General features: G+C 59.9%; 2 protein-coding genes and 1 tRNA gene. 2 read left to right on the top strand and 1 reads right to left on the bottom strand.

Annotated features, from left to right (window positions below; all coding sequences use genetic code 11):
• Nucleotides 1-173: 173 nt before the first annotated feature.
• Both MGEO_RS20975 and MGEO_RS20970 read left to right on the top strand, forming a co-directional pair.
• Complete coding sequence (locus MGEO_RS20975; protein WP_085641682.1) at nucleotides 174-836, top strand: CatB-related O-acetyltransferase; 663 nt, start codon at nucleotides 174-176, stop codon at nucleotides 834-836.
• Nucleotides 837-962: 126 nt separating this feature from the next.
• Nucleotides 963-1,038, top strand: a tRNA-Trp gene (locus MGEO_RS20970).
• 173 nt (nucleotides 1,039-1,211) lie between these two features.
• On the opposite strand, the gene MGEO_RS20965 is transcribed toward MGEO_RS20970, so the two are convergent.
• Nucleotides 1,212-2,227, bottom strand: a 1,016-nt coding sequence (locus tag MGEO_RS20965) for a recombinase family protein (protein WP_233140066.1), incomplete at its 5' end; no start/stop codon positions are given.

The raw sequence follows: 2,227 nt of genomic DNA, 5'->3' as shown, positions 1-2,227 counted from the left end.
GACATTGTCGAGTCGGGCAGACATGCCCGGCCTTCAGAGCTTGGGGCCATCCTTCGGGATGGCCCTTTTGTTTCGGGTCCATTTCCTGTATGCCCGTTGGGCAACCGATGGAGGGCGACGTGAACACATCTCTGATCTGAACCGACAAGTTTTCCCAGATCACGAGGTATGTCATGCCCGGCCCCTTTGCCGACCCCAACACCGTAAACCCCGTCCTGCTGCCCGATGGCAGCGCGCATGCGGGCACCGTTTTCCTGAAACCCGTTCTTGACCATCCGCGTATCGAGGTGGGCGAATACAGCTATGCGTCGGCGCATCATCCTCCCGATGACTGGGCCGCGCATCTTGCGCCCTATCTCTATCCGACATCGCCGGAGACGCTGCGGATCGGGCGGTTCTGTCAGATCGCCAGTGGCGTGCAATTCATCACGGCGTCGGCCAACCATCGCCATGACGGAATTTCGAGTTTCCCGTTCATGATCTTTGGTGGGGACGATCCGATGTCCCGACCGAGCATGCCCAAGCCGGGCCGGGATACTATCATCGGCAATGATGTCTGGATCGGCACCGGCGCAACCGTTTTGCCCGGAGCGGAGATCGGCAATGGCGTGATCATTGGCGCGGGCGCCGTGGTGTCGGGCCGTGTGCCGTCCTATTCGGTCGTCGCCGGAAATCCGGCGCGTGTTCTGCGCTTTCGCTTTGACGCAGAGACCATCGCGCGGCTGGAACGGCTGGCGTGGTGGGAGTGGCCCATCGAGACGATCCTGAGTGCCGAGGCGGAGATCTGCGGCGGTGATGTGGACGCTCTGGAGCGACGTGCGCCGCGCGTCGGGTGATGATCCGTCTGGCGGTCGGACCTCTGGAAAGGAGGGTTCCATCCCGCCGGGTACAATTTTGTCCGCGACAGGCGCGTTCGGGCCTTGATTTCGGGTGTGGCTTGGAATACCCGTCTGCTCGGCCTTAGGGGTATAGCTCAGCTGGTAGAGCGACGGTCTCCAAAACCGTAGGTCGCGGGTTCGAACCCTGCTGCCCCTGCCAAACACTTCCTAGAATTATGCCACCGCTGGTTTGCTCTGGTATTATCGCGCGTTTCCCGGCGCTTGGAGTACCGCGGTGTGGAGTGAGACGCGATCCAGAGCGCTTTCAGGGCCGTTTTCGGGCCGAAGTCTCTGTTTGCGATTCCGGCGGTACGAGTTTGGGGAGAGGGAGTTTTAGAGCGCAGCGAATTGCGCGCGCTGTTCTGACCAGATGGCGGAGAAGCGGGTCTTGATCGGGTAATCTGTTGTCAGGCCGCTGGATTGTTCGCCAAGCGTGATGGCATCCAGAATGTCAGGTGCGATCAATGCGAGATTGGCGATGTCCTGGACGCGGCGTGTTGATACGTTCTCATTGTCTGCGATTTCTGAGAACGACTTGCCATCAATAACCATTGCCAACCAGCGGCGCCCCTTCGCGATGTTCTGCACCAGCGTTTCGTCGATCTCCGGTGGGGGATCACCAAGATGCAGTTTCAGCTCGACGCCTCTCCTGCGCATCTGGAATGGCGCTTCGATTGTCAGTTCCGATGCATTGATCTGTCCCGGCAGGCAGTCCAGCCTTTTTGCAAGAACCAGAGTGTCCAGCTGAATGCGCATCGCGCCTGGCCGCAGATGTACCTGTTCGATCAAATTGAGGCAGTCAGCTGAGCCGATGCAATTCGTCAGTTTCTCGGCGGTCATCCTGATCTCCGCCGCTGGCAAACCCAGTGTCACTGATGCCGCCGCATTCGGCTTTCCGAGATGGCGTCTGATCATTTCCGTCAGCAACCCTTCCACCTGTTCAGCGGGCAGCCGCCAGGCATCCGGATGTTTCTGGCACCCACCCGCAATTACTCGTCGGGAGACGAAGTAGCGCAGACGCTTGCCGTTCTTCCGACTATGGCTGGGCGTCAGGCGATCACCGGTTTCATCAAAGAGCTTGCCAGCCAGCGGCGAGGTGGTTGCCTTTTTCCTGGAGCCGCGAGAGATTGCGGCGCCGCTTTGCAGCAGTTCCTGAACCTTGTCCCACGTCTGTGGGTCGATAATAGCGGGATGCTGCCCATCATGGACCTGCCCCTTGTGCCGGATTCGCCCGGCATAGATCGGGTTGCTGAGAATGTGGTGGAGATGACCGCGGTCGAAAGGAATGCCCCCGGACACTCGCCCGCATGATCGTTCGCGACGACGAGACCTGAAGCCTAGGGTCAGGA

It is taken from the genome of Marivita geojedonensis (assembly GCF_002115805.1).
Lineage (GTDB): Bacteria > Pseudomonadota > Alphaproteobacteria > Rhodobacterales > Rhodobacteraceae > Marivita > Marivita geojedonensis.
Note: the sequence above shows the minus strand (reverse complement) of the source record. Positions and strands in the feature narration are given on the sequence as shown.